The 15,604-nt window shown below is 65.5% G+C and carries 15 protein-coding genes; 9 read left to right on the forward strand and 6 right to left on the reverse strand.

Annotation, left to right across the window (positions count from 1 at the left end):
* Positions 1–1,548, forward strand: a 1,548-nt coding sequence (locus VMI09_07865) for an ABC transporter substrate-binding protein (protein ID HTQ24598.1), incomplete at its 5' end; no start/stop codon positions are given.
* A 31-nt stretch (positions 1,549–1,579) separates the two neighbouring features.
* On the opposite strand, the gene VMI09_07870 is transcribed toward VMI09_07865, so the two are convergent.
* Genes VMI09_07870 through VMI09_07880 form a run of 3 tightly spaced genes read right to left on the reverse strand, consistent with a single transcriptional unit; the run spans position 1,580 to position 3,930 of the window.
* A complete protein-coding gene (locus VMI09_07870; GenBank protein HTQ24599.1) occupies positions 1,580–2,335 on the reverse strand; it encodes a glucose 1-dehydrogenase in 756 nt (251 codons plus the stop codon).
* 45 nt (positions 2,336–2,380) lie between these two features.
* A complete protein-coding gene (locus VMI09_07875) occupies positions 2,381–2,713 on the reverse strand; it encodes a hypothetical protein (GenBank protein HTQ24600.1) in 333 nt (110 codons plus the stop codon).
* Positions 2,710–3,930: an aromatic ring-hydroxylating dioxygenase subunit alpha gene (locus VMI09_07880; protein ID HTQ24601.1), complete on the reverse strand. Its 1,221-nt coding sequence runs from the start codon at positions 3,928–3,930 to the stop codon at positions 2,710–2,712. The genes VMI09_07875 and VMI09_07880 overlap by 4 nt, the downstream gene beginning before the upstream one ends.
* A 162-nt stretch (positions 3,931–4,092) precedes the next feature.
* On the opposite strand from VMI09_07880, the gene VMI09_07885 reads away from it, so the two are divergent.
* Positions 4,093–4,743: a DNA-3-methyladenine glycosylase gene (locus VMI09_07885; protein ID HTQ24602.1), complete on the forward strand. Its 651-nt coding sequence runs from the start codon at positions 4,093–4,095 to the stop codon at positions 4,741–4,743.
* Here VMI09_07885 and VMI09_07890 read toward each other — a convergent pair.
* The gene (locus tag VMI09_07890; GenBank protein HTQ24603.1) at positions 4,740–5,609 is read right to left on the reverse strand and encodes a TIGR03620 family F420-dependent LLM class oxidoreductase; all 870 of its coding nucleotides are present in this window, start codon (positions 5,607–5,609) and stop codon (positions 4,740–4,742) included. The two genes, VMI09_07885 and VMI09_07890, sit on opposite strands and share 4 nt — an antisense overlap.
* 117 nt (positions 5,610–5,726) lie before the next feature.
* Here VMI09_07890 and pyrF point away from each other — a divergent pair, with 117 nt between their 5' ends.
* On the forward strand, positions 5,727–6,602 hold the full coding sequence (gene pyrF, locus VMI09_07895) for an orotidine-5'-phosphate decarboxylase (GenBank protein HTQ24604.1): 876 nt from the start codon (positions 5,727–5,729) through the stop codon (positions 6,600–6,602).
* 51 nt (positions 6,603–6,653) lie between these two features.
* Here the strand turns inward: pyrF and VMI09_07900 are convergent, their stop codons facing one another.
* Positions 6,654–7,232, reverse strand: coding sequence for a hypothetical protein (locus VMI09_07900; GenBank protein HTQ24605.1), 579 nt, complete (start codon positions 7,230–7,232; stop codon positions 6,654–6,656).
* 600 nt (positions 7,233–7,832) lie between these two features.
* Entirely contained in the window at positions 7,833–8,036 is a 204-nt protein-coding gene (locus VMI09_07905) for a hypothetical protein (protein ID HTQ24606.1), read from the reverse strand.
* Positions 8,037–8,043: 7 nt separating this feature from the next.
* Here VMI09_07905 and VMI09_07910 point away from each other — a divergent pair, with 7 nt between their 5' ends.
* From VMI09_07910 to VMI09_07935, 6 genes are all read left to right on the forward strand, one after another.
* Positions 8,044–8,751, forward strand: a complete 708-nt coding sequence (locus VMI09_07910) for a DNA-processing protein DprA (protein ID HTQ24607.1) — start codon at positions 8,044–8,046, stop codon at positions 8,749–8,751.
* A gap of 60 nt (positions 8,752–8,811) precedes the next feature.
* Positions 8,812–11,148 (forward strand): type I DNA topoisomerase, encoded by a 2,337-nt coding sequence (topA, locus tag VMI09_07915; protein HTQ24608.1) that lies wholly within the window; start codon positions 8,812–8,814, stop codon positions 11,146–11,148.
* A gap of 152 nt (positions 11,149–11,300) precedes the next feature.
* Complete coding sequence (trmFO, locus tag VMI09_07920) at positions 11,301–12,650, forward strand: methylenetetrahydrofolate--tRNA-(uracil(54)-C(5))-methyltransferase (FADH(2)-oxidizing) TrmFO (protein ID HTQ24609.1); 1,350 nt, start codon at positions 11,301–11,303, stop codon at positions 12,648–12,650.
* Positions 12,647–13,618 carry a Ppx/GppA phosphatase family protein gene (locus VMI09_07925; protein HTQ24610.1) on the forward strand — a complete coding sequence of 324 codons (972 nt, stop codon included), beginning with the start codon at positions 12,647–12,649 and terminating at the stop codon, positions 13,616–13,618. Before trmFO ends, VMI09_07925 begins: the two co-directional genes overlap by 4 nt.
* 111 nt (positions 13,619–13,729) lie before the next feature.
* The gene (locus VMI09_07930) at positions 13,730–13,999 is read left to right on the forward strand and encodes an HU family DNA-binding protein (protein ID HTQ24611.1); all 270 of its coding nucleotides are present in this window, start codon (positions 13,730–13,732) and stop codon (positions 13,997–13,999) included.
* A 46-nt stretch (positions 14,000–14,045) separates the two neighbouring features.
* The gene (locus VMI09_07935; protein HTQ24612.1) at positions 14,046–15,584 is read left to right on the forward strand and encodes a hypothetical protein; all 1,539 of its coding nucleotides are present in this window, start codon (positions 14,046–14,048) and stop codon (positions 15,582–15,584) included.
* The last annotated feature ends 20 nt before the right edge of the window (positions 15,585–15,604 follow it).

Here is a 15,604-nt window from a genome sequence, read left to right on the forward strand (position 1 = left end):
GGGGCGGGCGCGCCCGCCCCGCCGGTCTTTCCGCCCGGCGCCCAGGTGCTCCATCTCGCGGTCCAGGACGACGTCCCCACGCTCGACCCGGCCGCCGGTTACGACACCGCCTCGTGGAGCTTCGAGCAGATGATCTTCGACACGCTGGTACGCTACAGCGACGCCGGCGTGGACCTTGTGCCCGATATCGCGACCGCCTGGAGCTCGTCGCCGGACGCGCGGCTCTTCACGTTTCATCTGCGGCGCGACGCGCGCTTCACCAACGGGCGCGCGGTCACCGCGGCCGATTTCAAGTACGAAATCGAGCGCGTGCTCAATCCGGCGACGCGCTCGAAGGGGATGGAGTATTTTCGCGAAATAACCGGGGCCGCGGAATTTCAGGCAGGGCGCGCGCACGAGGTCAGCGGTATCGAGACGCCCGACCCGTGGACGATCGTGTTTCATCTCGACGGTCCCGATCCCATCTTCGTGCAGAAGCTCGCGATGCCGTTTGCAGCGGCGGTGCCGCGCGAGGAGGTCGAGCGCTGGGGCGAGGATTTCTCCAGCCACGCGTTGGGCAGTGGGCCGTTCAAGCTCGCGCGATGGATCGGCGGCCAGCGCATCGTGGTGGTCAAAAATCCCGGCTACTTCGTCAAGGGTCTTCCGCGGCTCGACGCGGTGGTCGAGGAAATCGGCGTAAGCGATGACTTGCAGTGGCTCAAGTTCGAGGCCGGAGCGATCGACGTCTCGAGAATTCCGTCGGCGGAGTTTCTCTACGTGATGAAGACGCCGGGGCTGCGCGCGCTGACGATCCATATCGTGGATATCGCGACCGAGTACCTCGGGATGAATTGCCGGATGAAGCCGTTCGACGACGTTCGCGTGCGGCGCGCGTTCAACTACGCGGTGGACAAGCACAAGATAATCGCGCTGCTCAACGGACGCGGCGTCGTCGCCAACGGCGTGCTGCCTCCGGGGCTCCCGGGCTTCGATCCGGACCTCAAGGGCTATCCTTACGATCCCGCAAGGGCGCGCCTGCTGCTCGAGCAGGCGGGCGTGAGCAAGGGCTTTTCGCCGACGCTCTGGATGCGCGCCGACCGCACCGAAATGATGATCGGCCAATCGATACAGCAGGACCTGGCACTGGTCGGCGTTCACGTCGAGCTCAAGCCGGTCGCGTGGGCGCCGCTGCTCGAGGCGATTCGTCAGCCCGACACCGTTGCGCTGGTCGATCTCGGATGGGAGGCCGATTTTTCCGACCCGCAGAACTTTCTCGAGGTGTTGTTCTCGCGCCAGCAATGGGGCGGCAACAACGACACTTTTTACTACAATCCCGAGGTTGACAAACTGCTGGCTGAGGCCGCGCCGCTCAACGACCGCGCGCGGCGCTACGCGCTTTACAACCGGGCCGAGCAAATCGTGGTGGCCGACGCGCCCTGGGTTTTTCTCTACAATCCGGTCGCCTACATGATTCGCCAGCCGTGGGTGAACGGATATGTGCTCAACCCGATGCGCCCCACGCGGCTCGAGCAGGTCTGGCTATCGCCGCACGCCGGCCGTGCGCATTAACCGCGGTTGTTCCGCTGTCGCGGAGAAATTCCTACTGCGCGACGTAGCCGCCGTCTACCGGAAAGATTCCGCCGACCACGAAGACCGCCTCGTCCGAGCATAGCCATGCGACCGCCTGCGCGATCTCTTCGGGGCTCGCCATCCGGCCGATCGGCAGTCGGCTGTTGATCGCGTCGATGATTCCCGGCGTGTCTTTGATCACCGCCTCGGCCAGCGGCGTCATCGTCGGTCCGGGGCAGACCGCATTGACGCGGATTCCGCGCGCCGCAACTTCGATCGCCGCGGTTTTGGTAAGACCCACGACTCCGTGCTTGCTGGCCGAGTACGCAGGCATCTGCGGCGACCCGACGAGACCGAAGTTCGACGCGATGTTAACGATCGCGCCGCTACTGTGCCGGAGCATCTCGCGCAACTCGTACTTCATGCAGAGAAAAACGCCCTTGAGGTTGGTGTCGACGATACGATCCCAGTTTTCCTCGCTGCACTCGGCGGTCGAAGCGAGCTCGCCCTGGATTCCCGCATTGTTGACCGCGCAATCGAGCCTGCCGAAGGTGCGGACGGCAAAGGCGACGAGCTGCTGCACCTCGCCGGTTTGGGAAACGTCGGTCCGCCGCGAGATCGCCTGGACGTTCGCATTTTTCAGCTCGGCGCAGGTTTTGGCCGCGGCCTCCTCGTTGTAATCCGCCGCGATCACCTTTGCGCCCGCGGCGCCGAGTCTCAGCGCGACGGCGCGGCCGATTCCGGAGCCCGCGCCGGTCACGATGGCCACCTTGTCAGTGAGGTTCATGGCGGTCCTTGCCGCGCGCCACGCTCGCTGTGGCCTGATCGCGCGCTAGGGATCGATCTCGCGCACCACCACGAACCGCTCCGGATCGCATCCTCCGGTGACCTTCGGTTCATGGAACAGTTCGACCGCGATCGTGATTTCCGCGAGCGCAAGCGAGAGATAGAGGAGCGCTCGCGCATCCTGCGGCATCTCCTGCAGCGAAAACTGGTCGAGGTAGCCGAGTACCTCCTTTAGCCGCGGCAGCATCGCGTTGTAGAACGCATTGATATCGGCCATCGGGGTTGCGCGGCGCATCCGGTTGCGTTCGGTGCTGGTCGGCAGCGCCCATCCGGCGAATTTCTCGAGATCCGAAAAGCCGGTTGGCAGTTGAGTGCTCATTTCAACCTGAGATCGGCGGTTGCGCGACCGTTTGGAGCGGCGGCCGCTCCATTTTCCTCACCGAAGAGGTGGCGGCCCACTTCTTTGTGGAAATGCCTGATCTGGATTTCCTCGTCCTGAAACTGGAAGTGAGTAAGCGCTCCCGAATTGAGGCTTGCCTGGATCGCTTCGTGATTGCTCGCGTCTTCCTGCAGGAGGTCGCGCAGCAGGCAGCGGTTGTACTCCTGCGCGAATCGCTCGCTCGGCTTGTCGGTCGCCGGCTGATACATGTTGACTTCCCATACGCTGCGATCGACCGCGACAGGCCAGATGTTGTAAGTGACGTAGGTTCCGGCCAGAAACAGCATGCAGAAGTTCGGAAACACCGTGTAGAAATCGAACCATCCGATCATCGAAGGATGAACTTGTCCGCCGCGCGGACTCGCGCCTACGGCTATCGCCTCGACCGGCTTCATCTGGTGATCGGTATTCAATTCGACCGAGTAAACGGTATGGCGCCCGAAGCGGGTGAAATTCTGGATCCGGCTGAATTTCTGCTCATTCATCGGACAGAAGTCGGGATAAGTGATATGCAGGAACGGGAGATGATAAACCTCGTTCTGCGCGTCGAGGATGACTTTCCAGTTCGCCTTCTCCTCGACCCGGTAACGGCAGAGCAGCCGTGCCTCTTTGAAGGGATATCCGCGGATCTGCTGCACCATCCCCGCCAGGTACTCGGCGAGCGTCTCCGATGGGTCGGGGCTCAGGTTGATAAAGATGAAGCCCTCCCACACATCCGCTGCGATTGGTTTGAGACCGAGCGCGCCTTTGTCGATGTCATAGAAGTTGGCCTCGTCGGAGACCCAGGTGAGTTGCCCGGAGGTGTCGAAGGCCCAGCTATGAAAGCGGCAGACAAAGCGGCCCTTACAGAGCCCTTTTTCCTTGTCGACGAGTCGGTTGCCGCGATGCGTGCAGACGTTGTGGAAGGCGCGGATTTTCCGGTCCTTGCCGCGCACCAGCAGCACCGAGGTATTCGCGACCGCAAGGTCGCGCACCACGTAGCTGCCCGGCTCCGGAAGGTCGTCCTCCCGTCCCATGTTCAGCCATGACCTGCGAAAGATACGCTCGCGCTCGAGCTCGAACAGTTCCGGCGACGTGCAGGTGTCGGTGGGAACCGGGCCTGTGCCGAGGTCGGGATGCTGTTTGATCCAGCGCCGGTTGGCCATCACTGTTTTCATAGCGGTTGAACCTCGCCGGCGATCGATGCGGCCTCGGGATAGCAAGACCTGTTCTACGGGACTTCCGCCATTATCTTCGAGCCCACGCAACTTGCAAGTCCCGGAATCGGTTATAATCCGCACGCCATGATGGAGAGACGAGTCTTATACGCGCGGGAGGCGATGGCGCATCTGCGCGCCGCCGACCCGGTTCTGGCGCGGGTGATCGACGCGGTCGGGCCCCTCGAGATAGAGCTTCGGCGCGAACGCTTCCAGGCGCTCGGCCGCGCGATCATCTTTCAGCAGCTCGCCGGCGCCGCCGCCCACACGATCTATACTCGGTTCGTCGCGCTCTTTCCTGGCCGCCGGTTTCCCACGCCGCGCCAGGTGCTCGACGCGCCGGCCGAAGACCTGCGGCGCGCCGGGCTCTCGCGTCAGAAGAGCCTCTACCTCAAGGACCTCGCCGCGCACGTCGATAATGGCACGCTGAACTTCCATCGCTTCTCCGCGATGGACGACGAGGAGATTATCCTCGACCTGACGCGCGTGCACGGAATCGGACGATGGACCGCGGAAATGTTCCTGATGTTCAATCTCGGGCGACCCGACGTTCTGCCGGTGGACGACCTGGGAGTTCGCAACGCAGCGCGCCGGATCTACCGGATGCGCAAGATGCCCGACGCCAAACGGTTGCGTGCGCTGGCCGAACGATGGCGTCCGTACCGGTCGGCCGCTTCGTGGTACCTCTGGCGCAGCGGCGACATCGTGCTGCCCGGCGACCGCCTGACCGCGCGCAAGCCGCGGCGCCAGGATCGGCCGGCGAAGCGAAGCTAGCGCGGCGCCAGCGCCTCCAGCGCCCGCTCGTCGGGGCGATGGCTGCCGGCGGAGCTGATCGCCGAGATCACGACTTGGTTTGCGCCCGCGTCGAGATGAGCCTTAAGGCATCCACGCATCCGCTGCTCGTCGCCCCACGCCACCAGCGCGTCAATCAGGCGGTCGCTGCCGTCGCCGGCCAGGTCGGCGTCCGTAAAGCCGAGCGCGCGGAGATGCGCATGGTAGGTCGGCGAGCCGAGGTAGAAATGCAGGAACTTGCGCGCGGCGGCGCGCGCCCGCGCCGCGTCGGTCTCGAGCATCACCACCTGCTGCGCGCAAATCCATTTCCCGGGACCGATGGTCTCGCGCATCGTCGCGACCGCTGCGGGCGGCATCAGCGCCGTAATCGTCCCGCCCGTCTCGCCGACCGCCAGTTCGAGCATCCGCGGCCGCAGCGCCGCGAGGATTATCGGCGGTTCAACCGCGGGCCGGGGGCCGTAATACGGCGCCTCACGCATCCGGGTCAAATACTCGCGCATGTAACTGAGGGGCTTTTGATAGTTGAGCCCGTGGCGTTTCATGAAGGGGCCGCCGCTCACTCCCATCCCGAGGACAAAGCGCCCGGGGAACATCTCGCCGAGCGTGCGTGCCGCCCCGGCCATCGCGGCCGGTGCCCGCTTCCATACCACCGCCACCGCCGCGCCCGCGATCAGCCGTTCAGTGTTGCCGAGCACGTGTGCTGCGCACACGAACGGGTCGCGCCCGAACGTTTCCGGAAACCACAATGCGCTGTAGCCAAGATGCTCGAGTTTGCGCGCGAAGGCCGCGACTTCGGCCGCTCTTAGCGTGTCGAGATAGGAAAAGATTCCGAATTTTCCGAGTTCCATGCGCGGCACTGCCGATGCCGCAAGCTATCGCGAAAGCGCGCAGCTCGCCAAGCGATTTTGGGCCGCGGGGCGCACGCGTTGTGACCGACAAATCGCTTGTGAAATGATGGGGCCGCGATGGCGATGGAATATTTCTCCGAACGCCTGCTCCAAGCGCAGCGCCGCAAGCGCAGCGTTGCGATGCTTGGCGTCGATCCTCAGCTGAGCGTGCCCGCAGCCCCGGGTCTGCCGGACGGCTATACGCTTTCGCGTTTCTGCTGCGCGATCGTCGAGGCCTGCGCCCCCTCGATCTGCGCGATCAAGCCGCAGCTCGCCTTTTTCGAGGCGCGCGGGATGGACGGGATGCGCGCGCTGGTCGAAGTTATCGGGCTCGCGCGCCGCTTGGGATTGCTTACGGTCGCCGACGCAAAGCGCGGCGATATCGGCTCGACTTCGGCCGCCTATGCCGAGGCCTTTCTCGGTGAGGGCGACTTCGGATGCGACGCCGTCACCGTGAATCCTTACCTGGGAAGTGACTCGATCGCGCCATTTGTAACCCGTGTTCGCGAGGGCCGCGGCCTGTTCGTGCTGGTCAAGACTTCCAATCCGTCTTCGGGCGAATTTCAGGATCGCGCCGCTGACGGCGCCCCGGTTTGGGAATGGGTGGCGCGGCGGGTCGAAGGATGGGGCAGCGACTTCGTCGGTCCAAGCGGCCTGAGCCCGGTGGGCGCGGTGGTCGGTGCGACCTATCCCGATCATGCCGCCCGCGCGCGCGAGCTGATGCCCCATGCGACCATCCTGGTGCCCGGCTACGGCGCGCAGGGAGCGAGCGCCGCCGACGCCGTACGAGCGGCACGCGCCGACGGGAGCGGCGTGATGGTCAACGCGAGCCGGAGCCTGATGTACGCGTATCTCAAGCGGCCGGGCTCCGCGCCGGCGGCCGCGGCCGCGGCGGCGGCCGAAGCGATGAGAACGGAGCTCAACGCCGCGCTGAGCGCGCGCGGCGGAGTTTAACTAAACGATTCGGCGGAAAGCGGCCAGGTGATCGCGAACCGATGCGCGCGGTCAGCTGCGCATCAGTTCGACTTCGTCGGCGGCGAGCGTGGCGTAAACCTCGCGCTCGATCGCGCGGTAGCGCTCGAGCGTTTCCTCGGCCTTGGCCTCGGAACCCTCTTCGCGGGCGATCTCGCGCATCTTCTTCTCGATCCAAGACAGATGCCAGGTTTCGTCCTCGGTGACGGCCTTGAGCACTTCGTGGGTCTCGTCGTCGACATTGGGCAACGCCGCATGTGCCATGTAGCGGCTCTGCGCGCGCTCCTCGACGACCACGGTCAGGGCGAGCAACTCGACCACGGTTTTAGGCACGCCGAGCCGAAGGCCGAGACGGCGCTGGTAGCCGTCGGCGAGCATCAAGGGCGTCCCGCCCATATCCGCGATACGCCGGGTCCAGAGCCATGCATGGCGGGTCTCGTCAGCCAGATGCTTGGCCATCTTGAGCTGCGAGTCACCGTCCTTCATATGGCCGATCAGGTTGAATAACAGGCGTGCACCGCGCAGTTCGGCGTCCCGATAAACGCTGAAGATGAGAATCTGCTTGTCGGTCGCCGACATCCGGCCGGCTTCCGTTGCCTGACTAGCATCCATTATCTATTTGCTCCTCCGCCCGCGCCCTTTGTTTCCCCGCCAGCGCTTCCGCTGCGAATGCGACAAAGCTTAAGATCTTTCGACAGCAAAGATCTTCTAACAAAACGGACAGCACGATGGGCGGCAAACAAAGCGGTTCGTTCTTAAGTATTTCATTGAGCGGGCGGGGTCAAGCTGGTAACCGCGCGGTCATCCACCGTCCCCCGGTGACCAAACCCGCAGCCTGCGTTAGAAGTACGGGCGATCGCGGCCGCGTGATTCGCCGATCTCAAGAGATGCCGCGGCGCGAGGGCGTTATGTCAGCGACGTCTGACACTTATTGGCTTGCGCTTAGACGCGTGCACGGCGCGGGGGCCGCGAACGTGCAGGCTGCTGCTCGAACGATTCGGCTCCGCCGACCGGATTTTCAAAGCCGCCGAAGAGGAGATCGTAGCGGCCGGAGTGGGACGCAATGTCGCTCGCGCATTTGCGAGTTTTGATGATTTTGTGCCGCTGGAGAAGGAACTCTGCGAACTGCCGCGGCTCGGCGCTCGGATGGTGCGATGGGCCGACGCCGAGTGCCCGCCGAATCTGAAGCAAATCGCCGACCCGCCCCCATATCTAATCGCGCGCGGGGTGCTCGAACCCGGCGAGGCCTCCTGCGTGGCGGTGGTCGGCGCGCGCGCCGCGAGCGAAGCCGGGCTCAGGATGGCCGAGCGACTCGGCTTCGAGCTGGCCGCGCACGGCTTCGTCGTGGTGAGCGGACTTGCCCGCGGGGATCGACGGCGCGGCCCATCGCGGAGCGCTCGACGCTCGCGGGCGCACGATTGCGGTGCTTGGATGCGGGATCGATGTCGCCTACCCACCGGAGCATCGCGGGCTCGCAGACTCGATCGTCGAGGGACGCGGCGCCATCCTGAGCGAACTTCCGCTGGGCACGGCTCCATTGCCGGAGAACTTCCCCGGGCACAACCGCATCCTGTCGGGCCTCTCGCTCGGCGTCGTTATCGTCGAGGCGGCGGAGAAAAGCGGATCGCTGATCACGGCGCGGATGGCGCTAGAACAGGATCGCCAGGTCTTCGCTGTCCCTGGCAGCCCGCTGAGCGGCGAGACCCGCGGGAGTAACCGGCTGCTTCGCGAAGGCGCCGTGCTGGTCGAGTGCGTCGAGGACGTAATCGAAGACTTCGCTCCCCAGATGGCCGGAAAACGTGGTGCACAGGCGGCGGCATCTCCGCCGAGGGCCGAGGCGAAGCCGGAGGCCGCCAGGGATCGGCCCGCCCTCGACGCCGACACGCTCATCTCAGCCTCGACACGATTGAGTGCTGCGGCTTCGGCAAATCCGTCGGACGAGATGTTCAAAGAGAGGACCAATGAGGTCCAAGCAATTTTGAATTGCTTATTGGATGTTCAATCAATCCATGTTGACGCGGTCATTGAATCGTGCCAACTTCCACAGCAAACTGTGCTTAACTTATTGTTGGAGCTTGAGTTGAGGGGATTGGTGGTGCAGCATCCCGGCAAGCTCTTCTCACTACCCTAGGCCCGGCCGTTTAGCTGCCGGGCGGCCCTGGGGCTGATTTCCGGAGGCTGAAGAGGCAGGGTGGCAAAAAACCTTGTAATAGTTGAATCGCCGGCCAAGGCGAAAACCGTCAAACGCTATCTGGGCTCCGACTTTCAGGTCATCCCGTCGGTCGGCCATGTGATGGATTTGCCCAAGAGTACGCTAGGCGTCGCGATCGACGACGATTTCAAACCCGAGTACCACGTTATTGCGGGCAAGGCGAAGGTGCTCAAGGAAATCCAGGCCCAGGCGAAGAAGGCCGATCAGATATATCTGGCGACCGACCCTGACCGCGAGGGCGAGGCGATTGCCTGGCATATCGCCGAGCAGATCGGCAAGGTCAAGGGCGCGGTTCGCCGCGTGCTCCTGCATGAAATAACCCAGGGCGCGGTGCGCGAGGCGGTGGCGAATCCGGAGGAGCTCAATCACGATCTCTTCGACGCCCAGCAGGCGCGCCGCGTGCTCGACCGGCTGGTCGGCTACCAGATAAGTCCGCTGCTTTGGGACAAAGTGAAGCGCGGAATCAGCGCCGGCCGGGTGCAATCGGTGGCGCTCCGGATAATCGTCGAGCGCGAGAAGGAGCGCGAGGCGTTCCGCGCCGAGGAATACTGGACACTCGACGCGCGCCTTGAAGCCTCGAATCCGCCTCCCTTCAAGGCCCGCATCTACAGCTATCGCGACCAGCGAATCGACAACAAAGCCTACAAGCTGCCCGAGGCCGAGGCGCGCGAGATCATAGCTGCCTGCGAACGGCAGCCGTTCGTGGTGCGCAAGATCGAGCGCAAGGAGGTGCGGCGCACGCCGACGCCGCCGTTCATCACCTCGCGTCTGCAGCAGGAGGCCTCGCGTAAGCTCTATTTCTCGCCCTCGCGCACGATGAAAATCGCGCAGCGGCTTTACGAGGGCGTCGAGCTCGGCGATCAGGGCGCCGTGGGTCTTATCACTTATATGCGCACCGACTCGGCGCGGGTCTCCGACCAGGCGCTCAACTCCGTGCGCGAATACATCGTCAATCGCTACGGTGCGAACTATATCCCGGATCGGCCGGTGATGTACCGCTCTTCCAAGTCCGCCCAGGACGCGCACGAGGCGATTCGCCCGACCGCGGTCGAGCGCGATCCGGAATCGATGGCGCGCTATCTCGGCAAGGACGAGCTTGCGCTCTACACCCTCATCTTCAACCGTTTCGTATCGAGCCAGATGAATCCCGCGATCTACGATCGCACCACCGTCGATATCGACTCCGGCGCCGCGGTCTTCCGCGCGACCGGCCAGGTGGTCAAGTTCGACGGCTTCATGCGCGTGTACACCGAGGGCCAGGACGAAAAGGGGGAGGACGACGAGGCCGCGACGCTCCCCGCGATGAACGAGGGCGAGACGCTCAAGCTCCTGGGCTTCGAGCCCGAACAGCATTTCACCCAGCCGCCGCCGCGCTTTTCTCAGGCGACGCTCATCAAGGAACTCGAGGACAAAGGTATCGGCCGTCCTTCGACCTACGCGGCCATCATGACCTCGATCCTGAACCGCGAATACGTCGAGGAAGACCAGAGTAAGCGGCTGCGTCCGACGTCGCTCGGCCGCGTCGTCGCCGAGCTTCTGATCAAGGCCTTCCCGGATATCCTGGAGGTCGGCTTTACCGCGCAACTGGAAGAGGAACTCGACGAGGTCGAAAGCGGCAAGGAAAACTGGGTCAAGACGCTCAGACGTTTCTATGGGCCGTTCAAGAAGTCGCTCGGCGAAGCCAAGAAGAAGATGCCGACCGTCAAGCGCAAGGGCTTGCCGACCGGTCTCAAGTGCGAGCTCGACGGCGGCGAGATGGTGATCAAGTGGGGGCGCAACGGCGAGTTCCTCGCCTGCTCCAACTACCCCAAGTGCACCAACACCAAGGAGTTCACCCGCGACGACCAGGGCAACATCGTGCCGCAGGAACGCCAGGCGCTGTCGACCGAACCGACCGACGAGGTCTGCGAGAAGTGCGGCAAGCCGATGGTGCGGCGGCGCTCGCGCTTCGGCGAGTTTCTCGGATGCTCGGGCTATCCGGATTGCGATGGGATCCGGCGGCTCAAATCGGATCCTGTCAGCACGGGCGTAAGCTGCCCGGATTGCAAAGAGGGCGAGGTGCTGGAACGGCGGAGCCGGCGCGGCAAGCTGTTCTTCGGATGCTCGCGCTACCCCAAGTGCAAGTTCGCGAGCTGGGACAAGGTCGTGGCGCAAGCGTGTCCGCAGTGCGGTTCGGCCTACGTCGTCGAGAAGGTGACCAAGCGCGAGGGCGCGCGCTGGCAATGTCCCAACAAGGAGTGCGACTACCGCGCGCCGGCGCCGGCGGCCGCGGCTCCCGACGGCAGCGCTCCTGAACCGGCGCCAGCAAGCGCGTAGGCGGCTTCAGAAACATTCGCCGAGCGGGTAAGCGCGGAGTTCCGCCGCATTATTTCCTCGTTACGATTTTCTCCGAGCTTGCCGCGGCGCGTGCGGGCAGGCTAGCCTTTTCGCGAACAGCAACCCGTAACCGCTCGCGATAACTACTCTCGGTGACCACTAGGATCGTAAACGTAATTGGCGCGGGACTGGCGGGCAGCGAAGCCGCGTGGCAGCTCGCCCGCCGCGGCCTCGGCGTGCGCCTGTTCGAGATGCGCCCCGTCCGCATGACCGAAGCGCATCGGACCGCGCTTTTCGGCGAGCTGGTGTGCTCGAATTCGCTGCGCAGCAACTCGATGGACACCGCGGTCGGCGTACTCAAGGAGGAGATGCGCCGGCTGGGTTCGCAGGTAATCGCGGCCGCCGATCGCGCTCGCGTCCCTGCGGGTTCGGCGCTGGCGGTGGATCGCGACGAATTCGCGCGCGCACTGACCGATGCGCTGACCGGCCATCCGCTGGTCGAGGTCGTGCGCGAAGAGGTCACCGCGATTCCCGCCGGGCCGACTATCCTCGCGAGCGGCCCGCTCACCAGCCCGGCTCTGGAAGCCGACCTCAACCGCCTCGTCGGCGCGCGCCATCTCTATTTCTACGACGCGATCGCGCCCGTGGTGAGCGCGGAATCGATCGACATGGAAATCGCTTTCCGCGCCTCGCGATGGGGCCGCGGCGGCGACGACTATATCAACTGCCCGCTCGATGAGATCGAGTACGACGCCTTCGTGGCCGCGCTGCTCGCGGCGGAAAAGGTCGCCGCGCATCCTTTCGAGCGCCCGGTCTACTTCGAAGGCTGCATGCCGATCGAGGAGATGGCGCGGCGCGGGCCGCGGACGCTCGCGTTCGGCCCGATGCGCCCGGTGGGGCTCGACGATCCGCGCCGGGCCCGCCGTCCGTACGCGGTCGTGCAGTTGCGCCAGGACGACCGCGCGGCGCGCCTGTACAACATGGTCGGCTTTCAGACCAAGATGACCTACCCCGAGCAGCGCCGCGTGCTGAGGATGATCCCCGGGCTCGCGCGCGCCGAGTTCGTGCGCCTCGGCTCGCTCCATCGCAATACCTTTATCGATTCGCCGCGCCTGCTGCGGCCGACGCTGCAACTGATCGGACGCGACGATCTCTTCCTGGCCGGCCAGATGATCGGCGTCGAAGGCTACGTCGAGTCGGCCGCCGCGGGTCTGCTCGCGGCGCTCAATGTGGCAAATCTGATCAACGGCCGCCCGTTCGCGGTGCCGCCGCCGACCACCGCGCTCGGCTCGCTCGTCGCCTACGTCACCGACCCCGGCCGCCGCGACTTTCAGCCGATGAACGCCAACTACGGCCTGATGCCCGAGCTCGGAACGCGCGCTCGCGGCAAGCAGAAGAAGATGGACCTGGCGGCGCGCGCGCTTGCCGCGATCGACGGCTTTGCCACCGCGTCCGCGGGCCTCGAGTCCGCCGCCGCGCCGCTCCTTTGGGAGGCTCCATGAAGATCGGCGCGCTCGACGTTGGCACCAATACGGTCCTGATGCTGGTGGCCGAGGCGGCGGCCGGCGGCGGCCCGCGCCGCGTGATCGATCTCGCTCGCGTCACGCGGCTTGGCCAGGGCGTCGACCGCAACCATCGCCTCGACCCGCAGGCTGCCGAGCGCTCGCTCGATGCGATCGCGGAATTCGCCGAACAGGCGCGGGCCGCGGGCGCCGAGAAGATCGTGGCCGCCGGCACCGCGACGCTGCGCGATGCCGCGGACGGCCCGGACTTTATCCGCCGCGTGCGCGAGCGCACCGGAATCGATCTGGAAATCGTCTCGGGCGAGACCGAAGCTTGGCTTTCCTACCTTGCGGTCCTCAAGGGGCTGCGCCTCGATCCCTCGCAATGCGTGCTCATCATCGATATCGGCGGCGGTTCGACCGAATTCATCGGCGCCGGCGGCGGCCCTGTCGAGTTCATCAGCGCCGGTTCCGCGAAGCTTAAGATGACAAGCCTGCAGATCGGCTCGGTGCGCCTCACCGAGCGAATCATCAGCCACGATCCTCCTACGCCGCGTGAGGCCGCAGATCTCCGCCTGGCGATCGACGCCGAGCTCGCGCAATTGGGATGGAAGCTCGATACCGACCTGCTGGTCGGAATCGCCGGCACCGTCACGACGGTTTGCGCGGTTGCGCTCGGGATGGAGACCTACGATCCGGATCGCGTGCATGGCCACGTTCTCGCGCGCAGCGAGGTCGAGCGCGTCCTGCGCTTGTTCGGCTCGATGCCGCTTGCGGAGCGCCGCAAGCTCAAGGGCCTCGACCCCGCGCGCGCGGACGTGATCTTGGCCGGCACCGCGATTCTCGAGCGCGTGATGTGCGAAGCTGGCGTCGAGAGCGTCACCGTTAGCGATCAGGGTGTGCGATGGGGCCTGGTCTGGCGCGAATTGGGCGCCGGCGCGGTTCAACCGCCGTCAAAGTCTTCCTGAACGGCCGATCCCTTTCGCCGCGGAACCGGCGCCGTTGTTTCCGCTCTTGTCGCAACGCGCGCCCGCGGTATAAGGGCTCTAATAGGGTGGCATCCTGGAGGGCACCAACTCATGACCAAGGCCGAACTGATCGAGACCGTCGCCCGTGCGACCCACCTTGAGAAGAAGACCGCGGCGCGCGCGATCGAACTCACCTTCGAGAGCATCGCGCGCGCAATCCGCAAGGATAAGCGCTTCTGGGTCCCCGGCTTCGGCACTTTCTCGGTGCGTCGCCGCCGTCCGCGCGCCGGCTACAACCCGCGCACGCTCAGCCCGATGACGATTCCGGCCGCGCGCACCGTGGGGTTCCGCCCCGCCCCCAAGCTCAAGAAGGGGCTGTAAAAACCCGTGCGACCCGGCCGCCGGCGCATCCCTTCCCGCGCGATTCGTGACCGCTGACCCCCAGAGCAACGCGCCGCCGCTCTCCGCGCCGATCGGGCCCGATGCGCTCGCTACCGCGACGCGTCTTCGCGGACGAAGGCTTGCCGCGGCGGCGCTGCTCGCGCTGGCGATCGCTCTCGGCGGCTGGCTTCGCCTCGACGCGATCGGCGCGCGCGAGATGTCCGCGGATGAAGGAGCGTCGTGGGCAGCCGCCGCGGCGCCGTCGCTCGCCGGCGTGATGCGAATCCAGGCTGCGCTCAATCCCGGCAAGCTCGCCGTTTACGAAATCGCATTGCACGGGTGGATGAAGCTCTTCGGCGGCGGACTGGGCGCGATGCGCACGCTGTCGGCGATCTTCGATACGTTCAACATCGTCGTGGTGTTCATGCTCGTGCGCGAGCTTCTCGTGAAGCGGCCTTCGGCGAAACAAAATCAAGACGCGGCGTTGGGCGCAATGCCATATGCCGAGGCCCAAGCGGTGGCGGCGCTTGCCGCTCTCCTTTTCGCCGTCAATCTGGTGGCGATCAAGTACGCGCGCGAGCTGCGGATGTATCCGCTGGCCCTGCTGGTCGTTTTGCTCCAGGTCTGGATCTTCGTCCGCGTCGTGCGACGCGGGCCTGCACTCTTCGATCTCGCGCTGCTCGCCGTGCTGACCGCGCTCGCGGTCGCAACGCACTTCAGTGCCGCCTTCATGTTCGCGGCCGAGGCGCTTTGCCTGGCTGCAGCGCCGCTGATATGGCCGCGAGGCGGGCGATACCCACTGGCCACAGCTTTTGCGATCGGCGGCGCGTTCGGCGCGGGCGCCGCTATATTTCTGCTGGTCGCCTTGCCCGATCTGCGCTCGGGAGCTCAAGCGTTTGCCAACGGCGCGACGGGATGGATCGAGCGGCCGCGATGGTGGGCGCCGCTTTCGCTGTTCAACAAGGGCGCGGGCAGCGTCGCTTTCCCGGTGATGGCCGCGCTTGCGGTATGGGGCGCGTGGCGGGGATGGGCGCGTGCGCGCGAAGCAACCGCGTTCGCCCTCGCATGGATGTGGCTGCCGCCGCTGCTGATGCTTGCCGCTTCGTACGGCTTCTCGCCGATGTTCGTCGAACGCTACGCGCTATGGTGCTTCGTGCCGTTCTTCATGCTGGCCGCGCTCGGCGCCTGGGAAGTCCCTGGCGCGCCGGCGCGCGCGCTCGCGATCGGCGTGGCGGTTTGCCTTGCGCTCGCGCATCTCCACGCATACGCACGGCGTCCGCACGATACGCAATGGCGCGAGGCGGCCCGCGCTGCCGCCGGCGCGCTGGCGCCGGGAGAGAAGATCGCCGTCGCGCCGCCATACGCGGTCAACGCGGTGCGCTACTATCTGCACGTTACGCAGGCTGCCGGCGCCGCCGTGCCGGCGGATGACGCTGGCGTGCGCGGGGGCACCGCTGGCGTCCTGGTCATCGGCGATCAGTGGAATGCGCACGCGGAAGTTGCGACACTGCGCAAAGGCTATCCGCGCCCGATCGCGGCCTTCCGCGATGTGCGCGTGTGCGGCCGCGGCACGCCTGCGCGATGAAGCGCGAAGTCCTAGGTGAG

This window comes from Candidatus Binataceae bacterium (assembly GCA_035500095.1).
Taxonomy (GTDB): domain Bacteria; phylum Desulfobacterota; class Binatia; order Binatales; family Binataceae; genus JAKAVN01.

What these genes read in the sequence shown, in the direction of transcription:
- VMI09_07930 (HTQ24611.1), top strand. Translation starts at nt 13,730, where the DNA reads ATGACCAAGGCCGAACTGATCGAGACCGTCGCCCGTGCGACCCACCTT.
- VMI09_07870 (HTQ24599.1), bottom strand. Translation starts at nt 2,335, where the DNA reads ATGAACCTCACTGACAAGGTGGCCATCGTGACCGGCGCGGGCTCCGGA.
- pyrF (HTQ24604.1), top strand. Translation starts at nt 5,727, where the DNA reads ATGGCGATGGAATATTTCTCCGAACGCCTGCTCCAAGCGCAGCGCCGC.
- VMI09_07925 (HTQ24610.1), top strand. Translation starts at nt 12,647, where the DNA reads ATGAAGATCGGCGCGCTCGACGTTGGCACCAATACGGTCCTGATGCTG.
- VMI09_07900 (HTQ24605.1), bottom strand. Translation starts at nt 7,232, where the DNA reads ATGGATGCTAGTCAGGCAACGGAAGCCGGCCGGATGTCGGCGACCGAC.
- VMI09_07885 (HTQ24602.1), top strand. Translation starts at nt 4,093, where the DNA reads ATGGCGCATCTGCGCGCCGCCGACCCGGTTCTGGCGCGGGTGATCGAC.
- VMI09_07890 (HTQ24603.1), bottom strand. Translation starts at nt 5,609, where the DNA reads ATGGAACTCGGAAAATTCGGAATCTTTTCCTATCTCGACACGCTAAGA.
- VMI09_07880 (HTQ24601.1), bottom strand. Translation starts at nt 3,930, where the DNA reads ATGAAAACAGTGATGGCCAACCGGCGCTGGATCAAACAGCATCCCGAC.
- VMI09_07875 (HTQ24600.1), bottom strand. Translation starts at nt 2,713, where the DNA reads ATGAGCACTCAACTGCCAACCGGCTTTTCGGATCTCGAGAAATTCGCC.